The 18131-nt window shown below is 38.3% G+C and carries 13 protein-coding genes and 1 pseudogene; 6 read left to right on the forward strand and 8 right to left on the reverse strand.

Annotated features, from left to right (window positions below; translation table 11 throughout):
- The first annotated feature begins 69 nt into the window (after positions 1–69).
- The 5 genes from QUF86_RS22985 to QUF86_RS23005 all read left to right on the forward strand — a co-directional run bounded on the left by QUF86_RS22985 (position 70) and on the right by QUF86_RS23005 (position 9218).
- On the forward strand, positions 70–1302 hold the full coding sequence (locus QUF86_RS22985) for a hypothetical protein (protein ID WP_289335794.1): 1233 nt from the start codon (positions 70–72) through the stop codon (positions 1300–1302).
- Positions 1271–3697 carry a lanthionine synthetase LanC family protein gene (locus QUF86_RS22990; RefSeq protein WP_289335795.1) on the forward strand — a complete coding sequence of 809 codons (2427 nt, stop codon included), beginning with the start codon at positions 1271–1273 and terminating at the stop codon, positions 3695–3697. Before QUF86_RS22985 ends, QUF86_RS22990 begins: the two co-directional genes overlap by 32 nt.
- A gap of 184 nt (positions 3698–3881) precedes the next feature.
- Positions 3882–6032, forward strand: a complete 2151-nt coding sequence (locus QUF86_RS22995) for a hypothetical protein (protein WP_289335796.1) — start codon at positions 3882–3884, stop codon at positions 6030–6032.
- Between the two features lie 639 nt (positions 6033–6671).
- The gene (locus tag QUF86_RS23000) at positions 6672–7592 is read left to right on the forward strand and encodes a patatin-like phospholipase family protein (protein WP_289335797.1); all 921 of its coding nucleotides are present in this window, start codon (positions 6672–6674) and stop codon (positions 7590–7592) included.
- Positions 7593–7895: 303 nt separating this feature from the next.
- The gene (locus tag QUF86_RS23005; RefSeq protein ID WP_289335798.1) at positions 7896–9218 is read left to right on the forward strand and encodes a hemopexin repeat-containing protein; all 1323 of its coding nucleotides are present in this window, start codon (positions 7896–7898) and stop codon (positions 9216–9218) included.
- A 1005-nt stretch (positions 9219–10223) separates the two neighbouring features.
- Here QUF86_RS23005 and QUF86_RS23010 read toward each other — a convergent pair.
- From QUF86_RS23010 to QUF86_RS23035, 7 genes and pseudogenes are all read right to left on the reverse strand, one after another.
- Positions 10224–10952 (reverse strand): glycoside hydrolase family 25 protein, encoded by a 729-nt coding sequence (locus QUF86_RS23010; RefSeq protein ID WP_289335799.1) that lies wholly within the window; start codon positions 10950–10952, stop codon positions 10224–10226.
- Positions 10953–11761: 809 nt separating this feature from the next.
- Complete coding sequence (locus tag QUF86_RS23015; protein WP_289335800.1) at positions 11762–12127, reverse strand: hypothetical protein; 366 nt, start codon at positions 12125–12127, stop codon at positions 11762–11764.
- Positions 12081–13055: a diadenylate cyclase gene (locus QUF86_RS23020; protein WP_289335801.1), complete on the reverse strand. Its 975-nt coding sequence runs from the start codon at positions 13053–13055 to the stop codon at positions 12081–12083. Before QUF86_RS23020 ends, QUF86_RS23015 begins: the two co-directional genes overlap by 47 nt.
- 127 nt (positions 13056–13182) lie before the next feature.
- On the reverse strand, positions 13183–13995 hold the full coding sequence (locus QUF86_RS23025) for a hypothetical protein (protein WP_289335802.1): 813 nt from the start codon (positions 13993–13995) through the stop codon (positions 13183–13185).
- A gap of 736 nt (positions 13996–14731) precedes the next feature.
- A pseudogene (locus QUF86_RS28750) lies at positions 14732–14833 on the reverse strand (peptidoglycan-binding domain-containing protein); the annotation flags it as partial.
- Positions 14829–14954: a M15 family metallopeptidase gene (locus QUF86_RS23030; protein WP_289335803.1), complete on the reverse strand. Its 126-nt coding sequence runs from the start codon at positions 14952–14954 to the stop codon at positions 14829–14831. The gene QUF86_RS23030 and the pseudogene QUF86_RS28750, both read right to left, overlap by 5 nt.
- A complete protein-coding gene (locus QUF86_RS23035) occupies positions 14900–15334 on the reverse strand; it encodes a M15 family metallopeptidase (RefSeq protein ID WP_289335805.1) in 435 nt (144 codons plus the stop codon). Before QUF86_RS23035 ends, QUF86_RS23030 begins: the two co-directional genes overlap by 55 nt.
- Positions 15335–15791: 457 nt before the next feature.
- On the opposite strand from QUF86_RS23035, the gene QUF86_RS23040 reads away from it, so the two are divergent.
- Entirely contained in the window at positions 15792–16631 is an 840-nt protein-coding gene (locus QUF86_RS23040) for an SMP-30/gluconolactonase/LRE family protein (protein ID WP_289335806.1), read from the forward strand.
- A gap of 456 nt (positions 16632–17087) precedes the next feature.
- On the opposite strand, the gene QUF86_RS23045 is transcribed toward QUF86_RS23040, so the two are convergent.
- Positions 17088–18023, reverse strand: coding sequence for a patatin-like phospholipase family protein (locus QUF86_RS23045; RefSeq protein WP_289335807.1), 936 nt, complete (start codon positions 18021–18023; stop codon positions 17088–17090).
- Between the last annotated feature and the right edge of the window lie 108 nt (positions 18024–18131).

Raw genomic sequence — 18131 nt, forward strand, 5'->3', positions numbered from 1 at the left:
GCAAGATGTTTAAAACAACTTTGGATGGAAACACTATAAATTAGTAATTAAATTTAAGGGGGAATATTCGTGCAAACTGGTTCATTAAAAAATATAGAGCTTATGGTTTTTCGATCGAATCCAAATTATGGGATCGCTATGCTCGAACAATTACCTTCCCAAATAAAACAAGGGTTCCCTCATTTAGAGAACGATGAGAACCATTATGCTATCCTTTATCCGCTTTATTCGTTGCAACTTGACATAAAGTCTATTTGCAAAAATACAGCGTTGCTTTTCTATTCTCTGCAACAGCCAAGTATATTACCTTCTAGTCTTAAACTAATGTTCGGGGATAACTTTCTAGAATCAATCGCTAAGATGGTTTTAGACGGGATTTTAGAAATCAAGACCAATGGCTCTTTTATTTCTGGAACAGCTGCGTATCCTCTCCTTTTCGAATCTATATTTGAAGGGAAAATGGATTCATTGATCCCCCGACTATCTGTTGAGGCTTTGAAATATGCTGATTCACTTGATGGAGCCGATTTTAAAACGTTAATAGCCCGCATGTACTTCTATAATCGGATTCCCAACTCGCCAGAATGGGAAAAAATGTATCCGTCTTCCGAATCCATTTTCAAAACTGTTGGTCTTGATAGCAGGGAAAGTTTTCAATCCCTGTTTGATCAAAAATGGTCTTACCACAAGCAAAGTTCTATTCAGTCTGGTTGGTTATCGTTTTCTGCTAAAGAGAAACACACTTCCCAGACAGAAAACCCGAGTAAGTTCAAATTGTATATTAGTCCTTTTCCTAAACCTCACTTGATACGAGAGGTTTTCCAAGCAACAGCAGACGTACTTGGAGATATGAACGTACAGAATTTTAAGATTGGTCAAGATGTCATCGGCTTATTAAGACCAGATAAAATGGTTGCCTACTTTTCAAATTTTGAGGATTGTGAGGAAGCTGCTCTTCGTATTCGACAAAAAATAGATGGTACACCTGCTCATGGGGTACCATTTACTGCTGATTTTTCTAACGATGGATTACTTTCATGGGGAATGGACCCACCACCAACAAACTCGTTGCCATGGGGACGGTTTAGCTGGCGTCTATGGATAGTTACCCAACTGACCAATTTCCTTCTGGAATCGAAACTATATCGAGCAAACAATGTGGAACCTTGGAAATATGCACTCGAGCGTTTACAAACCATGGGCATTGATCCTTCCACATGGGCTCCACCTCACCATTTATTTACTAGTACTTTATTAGGAGGTATTGATCATGGATATTCAAGAGGCTTTAATATTGCCTGAGGATGTGGAACTTATTCCTGCAAAGGAGCTTTCTGATGACATAAGAGCCAAAGTACAATGTAGTGTGGACTCTTATGTACTCTCACGCCCACGCTCCCGAACTCAGTCAACAATCGTTGACCCGGAAGGTGCTGCGCTGCTCCAAGAATTTCGAAATCCATTGACCATTTACGAGGCTGTTACCCGCTACAGTAAATTGAAAAAAAAAGATCCCAACAAAATTATGGAACTGGCTTTTCCCTTGCTTATTAACTTTAGGAATTCCAACATTCTCGTACCATCTAATTCGGAGCAAGCAAAACCAATCCAACCATCGTTTACTGAGGGAACCCAGTTTAACGGACTCGAACTAAAAAAGTGCATTCAACTGGTAGAAGACAGTGAAATTTATCAAGCAAAAGATAAAGAGGGCAATCTAGTTGCACTTAAAATTATGCGGCCTTGTCATAACAATGCACTTTTTCAAGTGTATGAGCGGGAAACGATTATCCTAAAACATCTGGATGGTACGTTTACTCCAAAATATATTACCACTGGCGTTACTGATAACCGCAGCTACATTGTAATGGAATTTTGCTCAGGTGAGCATGTCGCCAGAGTTGCGAAACGATTTCGCGATCTTCCTATGAAAGAAAGTCGTAAAAAACTGCTGGATCTTTGCCAAAAAATTGTATCAGCTTATGTTCATCTACATACAAATAATGTAATTCACGGAGATGTCCATCAAGGAAATCTTCTGTTTGGGGAAGACGGTTCGCTAAAAGTAATTGATTTTGGTCTTGGTCGACTAGAAGGTACAGATAAAGATTTTTACCAACCATTTTGTGGAGGACATTTCTTTTATTCTTCACCTGAGTATACAAAGCATGAACAGATAACACCTAGGGAACGGAAAGCTACATTTGCTTCGGAACAGTATTCACTAGCGGCCATGTTGTACTTCCTGATCACTGGTGAAAATTATCAAAAATTCTCGTTGGATCGTAACGAATTGTTCCGACAAATACGGGAGGAAAACATATTACCCTTTGCCGAATACGGACAAGAACCTTGGCCGGAAATGGAAGAAATTCTAAAAAAATCCTTACATAAAGAGCCTGCTGGTCGGTTCCCTTCTATGGCTCATCTAGCTAAACAATTAAACACGGTGAAGGTGGGTAATGAGTCTTTTACATCCATAGAAAAGGAGACTATGAAAAAAACGGAATATGTCGGTTTTAATCTTGCTCACAATTTCCTGGATACCATCCTTAAGCGAATTGATACTCCAACGGAAAACTTGTTCGCCGTCACAACTGGAATGCAATTACCATTATGCTCGATACACAGTGGGATGACTGGAATTGCCTATGCACTTTATCGCATTGCTAGTATCCAGGGAGATGCCAGTTTACTCGCATTGTCAGATCGCTGGCTTCATAAATCGATCGCTAGTATGGGAATATCTAACGCCTTTTATTCTAATGAGAATCATATGGTCCCTGAGGTATTAGGTCGTATTTCTCCGTTCCATACTCCAAGCGGGATTTATATGGTGCAAGCACTCATCAGTCATGCAATGGGGGATTTTGTAACACAGAATTCCGCTCTTGATAAATTTGTCATGACATCTTCCGCACCTTGCGATAATTTGGATCTCACACTTGGAAAATCAAGCACGCTCCTTGCCTGCTCACTTTTAATGGATACAACGCATGACAATGAATCAGTAAACAACAGCTCATTGCTTGCATTAGGAGATGCAACCATGCAAAGCATGTGGGAGAAATTGAATCGTTTCCCTACGATTCAGGACTGTCCAGAAATGAAACATCTAGGTATTGCCCACGGATGGGCTGGTGTGATATACGCCACCATGCGCTGGTGTCAGTCAACAGGTAAACCTATCCCTGATTTCATCCCAATTCGTCTACGTCAACTAGCCGAACTGGGGGAACCTGTAGGCCGCGGTTTACGCTGGAAAAGCATTTGGTCTCATCAAGAAATTCCTTTCAATTATATGTCAGGTTGGTGTAACGGAACGGCTGGAATGGTTCATTTATGGACTCTTGCTCACAAAATGCTCAAAGAGCAAACATACCTGGATCTTGCAGTAAAGTCGGCCTGGAATGTCTTGGAAGATCCTGCTCAGATCATTGGACTTTGTTGTGGACACGCTGGGCAAGCTTACTCTCTACTTACTTTATATAAGCACACTGGTGAAGAGATTTGGCTCCAGCGGGCCCAAGAATTGATGTTAAAAGGAGTTCACACAGCCACTTCAGCCCCACAAGAATTGCCAAATAGCCTATTTAGAGGTGAAATTGGTTTAGCCGTATTAATTGCTGATCTCGCAAAACCAAAATCCGCTTGTATGCCGCTGTTTGAAGCAGAGGGATGGAGAAACCAAGTTTGATGTATTAAATATGGTACGAATACCTCTCAAAAATCATTGAGGGGTGTTCGTTTTTGTAATATGGTTTTTATTTTCATGATTTGTAAAATTTTTACTAAAGAGTATATTACATTAAATATATACTCATACTTTGTTTGTAGTCCCCTACAGGTGTCTTCAAAAAAATCTTGAAAGGATGTTTAATATGCAAAACTTTAATTGGTCAAATCTTTACAACGCAGGGCAAAACGCTGGACAGGCTTTCTCTGCTCAGCCTATGGCTACTAACCTTGCGGCTGGGCCTCAATGTCCCCCGCCGCAATGCCCGACGATAATCTCTGGAGTAGTAACGACTGGGCCTCAATGCCAGTTTATCTCTGCCGTTTCACCACTTTGTAACGTTGGGCTAAGCGCTGGACAGGCTTTCTCTGCTCAGCCTATGGCCGCTAACCTTGCAGCTGGGCCTCAATGCCCGATTGTCTCAGCCTTTGTTACTCCTGTAACACCAGGGATCCCAAATCTTATTTCACAACTAGTTTGCAACGCTGATCAAAGTGCTGGACAGGCTTTCTCTGCTCAGCCTATGGCTGCTAACCTTGCGGCTGGGCCTCAATGCCCGATTGTCTCAGCCTTTGTTACTCCTGTAACACCAGGGATCCCAAATCTTATTTCACAACTAGTTTGCAACGCTGATCAAAGTGCTGGACAGGCTTTCTCTGCTCAGCCTATGGCTGCTAACCTTGCGGCTGGGCCTCAATGCCCGATTGTCTCAGCCTTTGTTACTCCTGTAACACCAGGGATCCCAAATCTTATTTCACAACTAGTTTGCAACGCTGATCAAAGTGCTGGACAGGCTTTCTCTGCTCAGCCTATGGCTGCTAACCTTGCGGCTGGGCCTCAATGCCCGATTGTCTCAGCCTTTGTTACTCCTGTAACACCAGGGATCCCAAATCTTATTTCACAACTAGTTTGCAACGCTGATCAAAGTGCTGGACAGGCTTTCTCTGCTCAGCCTATGGCTGCTAACCTTGCGGCTGGGCCTCAATGCCCGATTGTCTCAGCCTTTGTTACTCCTGTAACACCAGGGATCCCAAATCTTATTTCACAACTAGTTTGCAACGCTGATCAAAGTGCTGGACAGGCTTTCTCTGCTCAGCCTATGGCTGCTAACCTTGCGGCTGGGCCTCAATGCCCGATTGTCTCAGCCTTTGTTACTCCTGTAACACCAGGGATCCCAAATCTTATTTCACAACTAGTTTGCAACGCTGATCAAAGTGCTGGACAGGCTTTCTCTGCTCAGCCTATGGCTGCTAACCTTGCGGCTGGGCCTCAATGCCCGATTGTCTCAGCCTTTGTTACTCCTGTAACACCAGGGATCCCAAATCTTATTTCACAACTAGTTTGCAACGCTGGGCAAAGCGCTGGACAGGCTTTCTCTGCTCAGCCTATGGCCGCTAACCTTGCGGCTGGGCCTCAATGCCCGTTAATCTCTTGCCCGATTATCAGTAACTTGGATCCAATTTCCTTACTTTGCAACGGTGGGACAAACGCTGGACAGGCTTTCTCTGCTCAGCCTATGGCTGCTAACCTTGCGGCTGGGCCTCAATGCCCGATTGTCTCAGCCTTTGTTACTCCTGTAACACCAGGGATCCCAAATCTTATTTCACAACTAGTTTGCAACGCTGGGCAAAGCGCTGGACAGGCTTTCTCTGCTCAGCCTATGGCCGCTAACCTTGCGGCTGGGCCTCAATGCCCGTTAATCTCTTGCCCGATTATCAGTAACTTGGATCCAATTTCCTTACTTTGCAACGGTGGGACAAACGCTGGACAGGCTTTCTCTGCTCAGCCTATGGCTGCTAACCTTGCGGCTGGGCCTCAATGCCCGATTGTCTCAGCCTTTGTTACTCCTGTAACACCAGGGATCCCAAATCTTATTTCACAACTAGTTTGCAACGCTGATCAAAGTGCTGGACAGGCTTTCTCTGCTCAGCCTATGGCTGCTAACCTTGCGGCTGGGCCTCAATGCCCGATTGTCTCAGCCTTTGTTACTCCTGTAACACCAGGGATCCCAAATCTTATTTCACAACTAGTTTGCAACGCTGGGCAAAGCGCTGGACAGGCTTTCTCTGCTCAGCCTATGGCCGCTAACCTTGCGGCTGGGCCTCAATGCCCGTTAATCTCTTGCCCGATTATCAGTAACTTGGATCCAATTTCCTTACTTTGCAACGGTGGGACAAACGCTGGACAGGCTTTCTCTGCTCAGCCTATTATGACCCTATCTGATTTAAAGGAAGGATTGAAAAAAGCTATCGAACAGATCGAAAATCTGGAAAAAACAAATGGGAGCACTAACTAACAAAGTAGATAAATAAAAAAGTTCAAAATACAGCAACCGTTTCTCGGTTTTTCACCGGGGAACGGTTGTAACATTCATGGTTGTAAAAAGTTATATAATCCTATACAAAATCGCTTAATTGTTCACCGTTTATGGTCTTTTCAGAAATACACTCTGTCTTTAAGTGTGAAAAGAACAACTTAATATAGACAAACCTGCGATCAAGGAAACACCATTTTGTGGTCGCCGAGCCAAGAATTATTGTATTTCCTAATATCTTAAATCAAGAGTTTTTATGCAGAGATTCCTTTTTAAAAACTTGTTAAGCATTACGTGTTATTACATTTACCTAATACTAGACCTGTGTTAGTTACAACAGCATTTTCTTCTAAACCTATTCCAAAAGTAAATGCAATAAAAAGAAAACCAAAGCCGTATTTATCACATACTTAAAGGCGCTTATTATGAAGTTCAAAGGCTAAAGGATGGTTTTTCTCTACTCTTCAAAGTTAATTCTTAAAATTTCCTCTTATTTGTTTTCCTGCCGCTTTCATATGTACTAAGTCACTGATATTAAATAAGAAAAGTAATAGTAAAAAAGGTTATATAGAGAACAATATTAAAGTCAAAATCATTTAATCCAAGGAGGTATTACTTAAAATGAAAGCAGATGCCGTTTTTGAAGGTGGAGGTGTTCGTGGGATTGGACATGTTGGAGCAGTCCAATTCTTGGAAGAACAAGGTTATGAATGGAATAAATTATTGGGCACCTCCTCTGGTTCAATTGTTGCTGCACTTCTAGCAAGTGGGTACTCAGGAAAAAAATTAATTGATATTATGAATAACTTAGATTACCAAAAATTCCTTGGAGACACATGGCTAGATAACATCCCTTTGGTAGGAGAAGGGTTAGAAGTTTGGTTTCAAATGGGCTTACATGATAATGATTATTTAGAAAAATGGTTAGAAAATTTATTAGCTAAAAAAGGCATTCATTCGTTTGCTGATTTACCAGATGATAACCTTAAAATTATTGCTTCTGATATTACTAATGGGAGAATGATAATATTCCCAGATAGTCTCGATTATTATGGTATACCTAAAGAAAAAATGTCCGTTGCAAAAGCTGTAAGAATGAGCTGTTCCATTCCGTTTTTCTTTAAACCAATCAAATGGAAAACAAGTAAGAATACTTGTTATATAGTAGATGGTGGTGTACTTAGTAATTACCCAGTTGATATCTTTGATAGATCAGATGGTCCACCTCGATGGCCAACGTTTGGTTTTCGTTTGTCACAAGAAAATATCCAAAGTAAACCAGCAGAAATTGATGGACCTATTTCATTTGGTAAAGCGATTGTTCGGACAATGTACCAAGCACATGATACCCGTCATATAGAAAAGCATTCAGAAGTTCGGACTATCTTTATACCCACAGGAACTATTACAGGCACTAAATTTTCTTTAAGCGAAAGGGATCGTAAGTTTTTATATGAATCAGGTTATCATGCTGCCCAAAAGTTTCTTGAAACCTGGGATTTTGATGATTATAAGACAAAATATAGGAAGAACTTCAATTGATTTAAAACGTTATTGCAGATTAGTTTAAGCTGTGGTCAAAAGTATTTTTCAGTCAAAAAAGACCCCCGACCAAAAGATCTGATGAACTTGAAATGAATATATTAACATTTTGAGAACTGAAGTACGTTCTCCCTATTGTTGCACAAACTTTCTAAAGATCATCTCATACTAATTTCGTATAGAAAAAGATGCCTTGATAATATCAAAGTGAAGGAGGTATTAGTAAGATTAGGTTTCTTCTGCACTTAAAATCTAACAAGTGAAATATCTCATTTTTATCTTTTTTCGAAAGGAGAAACAACAATGTCACCAATTAAAGCTGCTATTCCGTGGCCTAATGGCAAAGGGTACCTCTTTGATGGGGCCAACAACCAATACCTTAGATACGATTTCCATAGCGGAACGCAGGATCAAGCCCCTCAACCCATTGCCCCTATGTGGCCAGGTCTACGTCCAAATGTGCCTGATGCTGCAGTCTATTGGGGCTTCGGCAAGGTTTACTTCTTTTACGGCGACGAATATGTCCGTTTCGATATCGGAAACAATGCAGTAGACCCCGGCTATAGCCCCCCGCTTAAAATTGCCGGAAATTGGCCGGGGTGGCCAGGGCATTGGACTGATTTCATCGATGCCGCAGTCAACTGGGGAAACGGCAAGATCTACTTTTTTCGCAAATCTGAATATCTGCGCTATGATATCTCTCAGGACCGCGTCGACCCTGGTTATCCAATACCTATCAATCCCAACTGGCCTGGAGTCTGGCCAGACAATCTTGACGCCGTACTCTATCAAGGCGGAGAAAAGGCTTACTTCTTTAAGGGCAGCGAGTACCGCCGCTTTGACCTAACGACAAACAACGTTGATCAAAGCGGGCATATCAGTACTTTGACCTTGGATCGTGTACCGCCAGGGATTTGGACGCCCAGCCGTGACTTGACTCTAGATCAGGCGAATCTGATAATAGGTTACCTAATACAGAACGGAAAATTCTCCCTTAGTTCCACTCAGACCCCATATGCTGGTAATTGGATGAACACAATAGTTTCGCCTCAACCCGCTTCTAAAGTTGTGGTGAAACCTGCTAACATCGATGGTGTTGATTTTATCCATGAAGCTGGTCCTGCTCCAGTAATCGACAACTTAGATCAACGCATGCTAATCTGCCTATACCGCCTGACTCGGTGGGTAAATTCCTCGGAGCCGAACGTCACTGTTATTCGGCACATGGGCATTGGACATGGCAGTGGACCGCCCACCGACTGTCACAACCAGGGGAGGGCTCTCGACCTTTCTGGCCTTGAGGGCTCCAGTATGGGAGTGCCTTTCATCCGCAAGGTCTTACACGATTGGGGGACAAAACCAGTCATACTGGAAAATCCCATGCGCCTAAACCAATTGGCAGATCCGTTGGCACATGATCTCTTTCGGACGGTGTTCCTCTTCGCAACTTTTGAGTGCGAATGTAACGGTATCGGACCAGGAAACAAGTGGCCGCCAAAGGAAATTAGTGATGTAGGTGGTTTTGTAATACATCCCGATTACATTGACCATCCACCGCCCGCTCAGCAGTTACGGTTCAATCATCAGGATCACATTCATATGCAGATTGGCCCCACGAGAATTTAGCGAACCAGTAGTGGAGGAAATAAGTATCCGCCCGTAGAATGAACGGGCGATTTTGGTTTCATGCTATAAGGGCCTTTTACCAACAAAGAAACCTAAGTGAGCGTTAACCATTTATCTCTCTTATATAACATATTCTCTCTTACTCATGTTATATTGCAAACAGTCTTCCGCTTTTTGATCTGGAATGTAGTTTTGCTATGGCCTTTTCATTTTAGACCGACCCTACTAACCGTCCTAAACCACATGTAGTGTTTTTTAAAAATTGTATTTTAAGCAATGTAGAGTAAAATTATTGGAAGGATTCAATTAAACCCGCAAATAGTTACTTTTAGTTGAAGGAATTTAAGAAGCTAATGATCGTGGTTTAATGGATATCTGTGCTAGTAAAGGAGGTATGTTTGTAATAACAATGAAAAGCACCTGTAGAATCGATCTGTACGAGGTTAGATGGTTGTGAAGAAGAAAAACCGCTTTTTCCTTGGTAAGATTTTTTCGGAATAGTGATTGAAGCTTAACAGCTTATTGACTAATGAATTTGCGGCAAAGAGTATCTTGTGTTAAAGAAACTCTAAAAAGGTCAATAAGAGAAAATCAAATAATAGGCCCCGTTAAGAAAGATGAGGATTTTAAAGATATTTCTGGTTATTAAACTTGGGAAGATAAAGGTTAAAACCAATCTAGCTATTTAGAAATTAAGTGAGCTTGAGTATTTGTTTTAATTGAAACACTTTAAAGGACAAAATTATCACTTATCAATATCGAATGTAATAAATTATAGTATATTTTTCCTATAAAGAATAAGCCATAATATAACAAAAAGTTAGATAGAGCTTTTATATTATGGCTTGCACTATTTTTAGGTTCTTCAAGAATAGCTCTAGTTTGTTGAAAATACTAGAAGAAATTTTCGTTCAAATCAACATCTTTCGCTTCGAGGAGTTATCAAGCCTTTTAATATAGAGATATTTACCTAATTCAACAGGTTCCCTTAAACAATAGAAGGGGTTAGTTTTTTTCGCAAATAGCTTCTAAAGAAAGTGAATAGTTAAGGTCTACTTTTTCTGATTCGCACCCCCAATACCGACCGTCCCCATCTTCTCTATGTTGCCAAATATGCCAAGAAGTCCATCCTCCAAAATTATTAGGGCTTTTTTTGCCATCTGGCCAATATTTGGTGTATTCTGCAATCCATAAAGGCATATCTTTAATAGGATTAGCGGTAGGCAGTCCATTACGCATTTGCTCATTCCAAAAAAATGATGAACAATAAATACCTAGTCTTGTTTGAGTTGCATCCTCAAAATATCTTCTAAATTCTAAAATCCATTGAATTAATTCGGAAACTTTTAATAAACGAATAGATTGCCCTTCCCCTACATGCCCGGTATCATCTTCAATGTCCAGCATTGGAATTAAATCTCCAAAATCATTCCCATTTCCAGTACCAAAAATAATCTTATCTATAAATTGTTGTGCTTGGTTACGTGCATCTTGCAAATCAAGGGGAACTTTAGGTGTAGCGAAATAATATGTACCTACTTTTAATCCAGCGGCTCTTGCATTTTTTACATTCTGTTCAAACCTTGTGTCACCATTACCACGATGATCAGTACCATAAGTGCGGCATATCACCCAACTTGCACCATTTTCTTTTATTTTTTTAAAGTTTACAGTTCCTTGATATTGGCTAATGTCTAAACCAATCAGGTGCTTACTTGAATCGAAGGTTTGCATAAAGAACACCTCTTTTATTTTTTTGAACGAGTTCAAAAATATTATTTAGAACAGTGGCTAAAAAAGTAACATTATCTCATCAACAGTACCATCACATTTTCAAAAAATATGTCCCTTATTAATTTCTTTAAATTGATGCTTTTTCTATGGTGACTTGACTATTCACCAACTTTTGTAGCAAGTGAAATAAAGTTATTGTCATTAAGTCTTGCCCATGTGTTGGTAATATGGAAATTATTAAAACTTAATCTGTATTTTATCTATATATTTAAAATTATTATTCGAATACTAAAAGGTAAGTTTATTAGTTATTGTTAATCTACCTAGTTATAATCGAACCGGAAAACTTTTTTCAATAACTCTTTGTAGTCGTGGATCTACATTTGTTGAAATCTGATCAGTCGTCTTACTTCAATGCATAGTTTTCTCACTTCCATTTAGGTACTTACAAGATTATTACATATAAAGTATTGACTACCCCGACTGCCTTTATGTATGTTTTTTAAGAATTTAGTTTTCCTAATTCCGGTTTGTTTGTTCGTTCATAAACAGCTATGTATAAAATCCTGCATAAACGATAAATTTAGGACATGATAAAACCCCTTGGGGGACAAGAGGTCTTATGTTTCGGGAGTTCTGAAAATTGGGATTATGTTAACTATTTTTGTATATGATATGCATTTGTTTTTTTGCTTTTTAGTATGTTCAATCAAATTTGATGAATTTCTTGCACCACAACTCAAAAAAGATCCAGATCACTTAACTGTAAATCACCACAAAATGGAGGTCTGTTTTATTGTGCAAGTTCACTATAGTTGTTTTGTCCAAACTGAACCACCAAAACCTCCCGTTTTTTGTATTGCTCTTAATTTTCTTCCATCATCTTCCACGCGAAGAGTTATGCTACCTAAGCTGTTAGCCCTTGCGTAAGGAACATCTGTCCACTTTCCAGTAATAACTCCTGCTGGATCGAGAACTCCTCTAAAAACGTTAGCAAAATGATCGCCAACTCCTCGTTGACTCAATCCTACCCAGTATATCAGTGAACTATTCTGAATTTGTCGAATATAGTATTCACCACCATCATCACATACCCATGTACCAGTTAAATCAGTACGGAATAAGTATTCACGCAGGCGAGGCATAGGGATAATTTGACGAGGATAAGCTAGCATTTCCCAGTACAAGCCCTCGGCTTGCATCTCCTTTACTTTCTATACCATCTAAAATTGTACCAAAAGCATGGCAATTACCTTTAATATCTAAAATAACAGCTCCATCAATACTAGATAAATCATGAATAGTAGATGAATTAATGGATTGAGGTGAAATAATAGTAGATGAATATCTTAAACGGCTTATCTCCTTTTTGGCAAAGTCTTCATCTAATATTACTAGCAGAGCTCCACTTTTTTGCTTTGAAACTGACTTTACAATGGAAGTAAGGGAGTTAATTATTTCTTCAGAAATGGTTTCTTTTTCTAATGAACTGTACTTCTCAATCGCCATTTTTAATTTATTAATACTCACACCATCATCTGTATTATAGGGGAATTTAGCACACATTTTTTCGAAGTCAAAAATATGGAGTCCATCTACTTCACAACTCCAAGAAAACCATCCATTAAATTTAATAAAAATAGTACCAACTATTCCCTTTATGTTTTCCATATATTTATATCCACGAACTTTCCCTCGAGTATTAACTAATAATATAAGATTCTTCCCCGTTGTTTCTAAAAGTTTTCTTACCCTTTTATGTTCTTTTATATCAATTTCTTCTTCAAACTTAATATCAGGTTCTTCATATCCCACAAGTAAACAGCCATGACAATCATTATTCTCATATGTAGTGGATGAAATAATATGTACGTCATTTATTATTAAATTTAAATCATTGTCACATAGTTCTGCAGCCCTTCGTCCAATTTCATCATAATTTGAAAAGAACCATGATTTTTGCCATTCACTTATAAACTCTACAAAAAAAGGGTTATCCTGTAATTCATCCGAGAAGTGTTCCTCTAAGTCTAAAACTATAAATGTTTTTTTATGGAGTTTCTCGATATCTTCATGTATACGATAATTATTTTGTTGCTCCACATGAAATAATCTGCCATTAGTAAATTTTAGAAGCTGTTTCCCGAGACCCCCTTATAAATAAAAGCCCTTCTTATGAAGGGCGTTAAAAGTTACACTGTTAATTTCATAGCTCTACTAAAATGTATCTTTAATGGACTGGTACATAAATATCACTTTCAAAAGCAGGCTCTAAAATCATGTCATATTTTGCAGTGTCCATGAAAAGTGTACCCCTATAGACATTTCCACTACCATTTGCAATAGCTAATTTACGCTCACGATAAGAGGGTCGCCATTCACTATCAACGGCGTCTGCCCGTCGATTTGCAATTATTCGCATTTTCTCGGTTTCTAGCTGCTCCCTTGATAGGGTAGGGCTTAACCGTTGAAAATCGGCCTTGACTAAGTTCATTGTATCTGGCTTAATACCACCACTTTGTACCGAAATATCAAAAAGAAGTGCATAACCTCGTCTGGACCAAAGTCCAAACTCATCTTTCCACATTTTTGCTTGTTTATAATATCTTTCGGCACCCTGTAATTGCCTATCTTGCGCTTCAAGAGTGCGGCCCAAGTTCATAAAATACGTTTTCCATGGCTCTTTAACTTTACGTTCGCTTGTAGGGTCGGTTATTTTTTTTGCAAAGGTTTTTAACTCTGTATAATTGTTTCTAAGGATGAGATTTCGCCAAAGATCGTAATCTGTTTGTTTTGTAAACGCTCCCTTTGTTACTGCTGGGTTATTGTTTATTAAATCTTGCCAAATCGGGGAAAGGGTGTTATATTGCTCAATTTTTCCAAAATTAAACTGAATCGCTCCCCATGAAATTCCCGCCCCATCAAAATTTCCTGCCGTAACCCCATAGTTATCCGGTTCCGTGGTTGATGTTTCATAAAAAGAGGTTAAAGCAAGCATTTTTCTTTTGAGGGTTGTTAATGGTAAAATAGTGTTTGTTGCCAAATCTTTTCACCTACTTAGAATAATTTTTAGGCTAACAAAAAATAGCCCTTTGCTCTAAAACTCATGTTCCTTTTTCATTTGATTTTAAATATTTATAACGTTTTTCTTTATCTTAAATGGAAATAAAGCTTTTCCTAGGTAAGGTTTTAATTAATGTTAAAAAATGTTAAAAAAACAAAATTTTATTCTAATTTCTCTATCTTTCCTAATTTCGTTTAGGTCAACTTTTCCTGTAAATCTACATTCTAACTACAACTTGTTTATTGTAAGAATTTCCACTCAATTCACCTAGCAAAATCTTCAGGTTACTGAATATCCCGCAAACCACAATGGATATTGCCCAAATAATTCATTAAGATTTCTATGGTTGAAATCCAGATATGTGGTTTTACCAACCTTTTCTACCACACGAACCATCCATATTCTCGGCATTCATAAAAATTGATCTTTATTCAGGTCCCCCTTGATGGTTTCAAGATCAAGCGCGGGTTTTAAAATTGCCGTTAAAACCTCTAGTATTCATAACTATATTAATTTAACGGTTTGCCCCTTCTGTTGTTTTATAAAAACAAACGACTTTGCGGATTCTAAGACTGAAGCCCAATTTATATTTCCTTGATGTAGTGAAACATAAATTCCCTGTACATTTTCAGGATTTCACGGGTGCACTTTTATCTTACCCTTCTAATATTCATTCAATGAATTTTCAAAATAGAATATAAAAAATCTTCTTTCTCTAGTATCGATTAAGGGCTTCCCAAGTTATTGGACCAACTATTCCATCACAAGATCCGGTAAAAATCCCAGCCCTTGTCAGTGCTTCTTGAAGGTATTTAACTGACTCCCCGGTGTTCCCCTACACGAAGCAAAGGACGTAAGGAATTTGGGTTTATTTCCTGCATTTCTAAATGAGGATAGTCTTTAAATGAAGTCCAATCGCCTCCCCATTTAAACCCCAATTCTTTACCAATTTCGCCACTCTTATCCACTTGTCATTAACATCCCAAAGTGCTCGATTACCTTCATCACTAACTAGAACAAAGTCAATCGCTATTCCAAAATTATGTTTGGATTGCCCAGGTTTTACATATGTTACAATTGGCTTAGATGGATTCCCATATTCTTTTTCATTGTAAATAAACGATTCTCTCCCCTGGCCATATAAAGCTGCCTGTTCTTCCATTCCCCTAAATCCAGAAGTAATTTGAACAAATTTGTTCTCTTCATAAGCGCGTTTAATTAACTCCAGTGCAGATTCCTTAACCATTTGATTGATGCCATCTTTCATATTCATAATAGAGCGATCTATTAGAGTATTTAAGGCTACAGTTATTTTCAAAACCTCCTTAACGACTATTTTTTCTTAATTGACTTTATTTATTATTGGAAATAATTAAAGATTAGCTTAAGACTACTTCATTTTTAAGTTTAAAGGTGAATAAAATAATATATAAGGTAGCTTTCTATTCAAAGTCCAGGAGATAAATTCAAACTGGGGTCTAGATAAAATGTCCCCATAATCGAAAGGGACATTTTATAAGAATACCCATAATTTTCTGCTAGAAGGGTTAAACCTAGATTATGGCAACAGGTCCTAGGCATTCTAAATATAGAACATTTTCTAAAATGTTAAGAAAAATGTATTTTTAAATTTAAAGTTTTGTTAGCTTGCGGATAAATAAATATTGGAATGGGAATTCTTTAGAAATGAAGAAGATTGTAAACACGGATCTACTTGTTAAATGGAATCCTTCAAAATAAAAAAACGATTTAGTGTTGGAAAGGAGAATTTATCCGTGAGTTTCGAATCATTGAAAAGCAAAATACTAACTATACCACACGGATTTACAGCTCGAATAGAAGGTCCTTCTTGTGATAGAAAAGGAAATATTTACGCTGTTAACTTTGAAAGAACAGGCACGATTGGCATAGTAACCCCAAATGGAAATAGTAGTGTCTTTATGGAATTACCTACGGGTAGTATCGGAAACGGGACACGTATAGACCGTAATGGAACCTTGTTCGTTACTGATTATAATAAACATAATATATTCGCGGTTAATATTGAAACCAAAGAATTAAGGGTGTTTGCTCATAACCCTGCTATGAACCAGCCTAACGATTTAGCGATAACCGCTCAAGGAGTTTTATTCGCTAGTGATCCTAACTGGACAGAATCAACGGGACAATTATGGCGTATTAATAAAAATGGGGCCACTGATTTATTAGAAACCAATATGGGGACGACTAATGGAATTGAAGTAAGTCCTGACGATAAAAAACTATATGTAAATGAATCAGTACAAAGAAAAATATGGGTATACGATCTATCAAGTAAATATGAATTAAGTAATAAACGCTTATTTATAGAGTTTACTGATTTTGAACTTGATGGAATGCGTTGCGATATGGCAGGCAATTTGTTTATAACACGCCCTGGCAAAGGTGTGGTGGCAAAGATATCACCTGATGGTCATCTTTTAAGTGAAATTCAACTTACGGGTAAAAATTGTACTAACCTTACATTTGGAGGGCCTGATGGAAAAACCTGTTATGTGACAGTAGCTGATACAGGAAACATTCAAATGTTTCAAACAGATGTACCCGGAAGGTGTTGGAGTTTATTACATAATTGAAAGAGATGGTTCAATATTATCTCACAAAACATGAATTATTTTATTTAGTAAATTGATAATGTGTATGTACTTACTTTAATGTAAACGGTTAAATGATATAACATTAAGAGAGTTAGCTTTTTATCTAAAATACATAAAAACCTGGAATTTTAGAAGAATGTGCTGATTGATTCGAAAGAAGCATTACGGAGGTTACTCGAAAGGTTAACAAAAGATTAAAGGAATTAAAAGAAAGGGAAAAGCACTACATTCGTAATGGCGAAATTATTTAGTTAAATAACGAGGAATGATTCGATTAGGATCGAACGAAACATGACAGGAAAAGGACAGATTGAAATAAAAACAAACTACCCTTTTCATGAATGAGTGAGGTAAAAAGTAAAATTTACTTATTGAAATATTGCTGTTTATTTTCGAATGTAATCTGATTGTATATCCTGGTTTTTATATAGGTATCTAGGGTTCGGGCTTAATATTTCCTCCCCTGTATTCCACCTTGTATTCTTCAAAATTCCATTGATCAAGAAACTCTTCAGCTTTCTTGAATCCAGACAAGTATAAATACTTTATCTCCTTTTCATTTAAGGAAAATTCAGTCGTTGAAATATTTCCGGTTGGAATAAAAATTGTTCGTACAGCATCTTGTTCCTCTACATGACGAAGGTCATGAGCTTGCATCATAGTTCTAAACATAGCTTTAAACATTGAAACTGGTCCCTGTATAGGAGATGGGCCTTTTTGGATGGATGGTTTAGTTAAGCGAAAACCAAAGGTTGGCCATCGTGGAATGCCTTTAACATCAAAAATCCATACAGGATAATTACTGAGTATTCCACCATCAACGATATATTGGGGTTTGAAACGTCCTTTGGTGGTTAACTTGACTGGTTTGAAAAAAAAAGGGATTGATGTGCTCATTCTTACAGCCCTTGCCAAAGGAAATTCCGATTCCGATAGACCGTACTTTTCTAAATCGTCCGGAATGACCAGCATTCGGCCGCAACTAATATCAGAAGCAATAATTTTTAATTTGCCTGAAGGAAGATCTGCAAACGTATGAACTCCTTTTTTGGCAAGCAGATCATTAATCCATTGCTCTAAATAGTCATTTGAATATATACCAAGATTTAAACATATATTGATCAAATTCCCTAATACCGGGATATTATTTAACCAATTCTTTCCCAAAAGTTTTTGATAATCTAGATCCACCATAAAACCTTTAATTTCTTTTCCAGAATACCCACTGGCAAGTAAGGTTGCTATAATTGATCCAGCAGACGTTCCAGCCAATCGCTCCCATTCATACCCGTTTTCTTCGAGTACTTCAATCGCTCCAACAAAACCGATTCCCCGTACCCCTCCGCCTTCAAAAACAGCATCAACCTTCATTTAATCCTCCTTAAAAGTGGGACTTTTATAAAAAGCAATTTTATCGAAAATTCGTTTACAGTATTGATTTCTCTGATTTTTCTTTAGACATAGGAGCTAATATTAACA

This window comes from Peribacillus sp. NJ11 (genome assembly GCF_030348405.1).
Taxonomy (GTDB): domain Bacteria; phylum Bacillota; class Bacilli; order Bacillales; family DSM-1321; genus Peribacillus.